The organism is Mesorhizobium sp. M7A.F.Ca.MR.148.00.0.0 (genome assembly GCF_003997735.1).
Taxonomy (GTDB): Bacteria; Pseudomonadota; Alphaproteobacteria; order Rhizobiales; family Rhizobiaceae; genus Mesorhizobium.
Genome location: NZ_RZTB01000365.1, coordinates 1 through 588 on the forward strand (window position 1 = coordinate 1; position 588 = coordinate 588).

Genomic DNA, 588 nt, shown 5'->3' on the forward strand with positions numbered 1-588 from the left:
ACAGCCACCATGTGCATGGCGGCGGGGCTGACTTTTATGCCGCGGTTGATCGGATGGGCCTAGAGGGCATGGTGTCGAAGCGGCCGGACAGCGTCTATCGGTCAGGCGATACCGAAGCCTGGCGGAAAACGAAATGCTACGAGGAAGTCGACTTTGAGGTTGCAGGCGTGCAGCGCAAGCCGGGATCGGCTCCACTCGCTTTGATGGTAACCCGCGATGCGGAACGCCGCTATGTCGGGTCGGCAAACATCGCTCTGACCAAAGCCATGCGAGAACACCTCTATGCCAAGGTGCAAGAGGGGAAAGGCACGCCCCCCAAAGGCGCGGACAAGCCCGACGCTGAATGGATCAAACCTGGCCTCGTCGGCCGCGTGAAGACCCTTAAGCGCGAGGACAAGCTGCGCCATGCGACATTGCGGGCGATCCGGGAGGCAAAGGCATGACGCATCGCCCACGATGCACATCTCGGGAATCGACCGGTGCGAGGGGTGGCCGGCGCCTGTGGCGGGTTCGACTGTCGGGATGTAGCGATCATCCCAGGCATCTTTTTCGGCTAACGTCTTCGATCTGACGTAGGCGGTGAGAGTG

1 pseudogene is annotated in these 588 nt (G+C 61.6%); it reads left to right on the top strand.

Features of this window, described 5'->3' with window-relative positions:
- Positions 1-443: pseudogene (locus tag EOB49_RS34525) on the top strand (hypothetical protein); the annotation flags it as partial.
- Between the last annotated feature and the right edge of the window lie 145 nt (positions 444-588).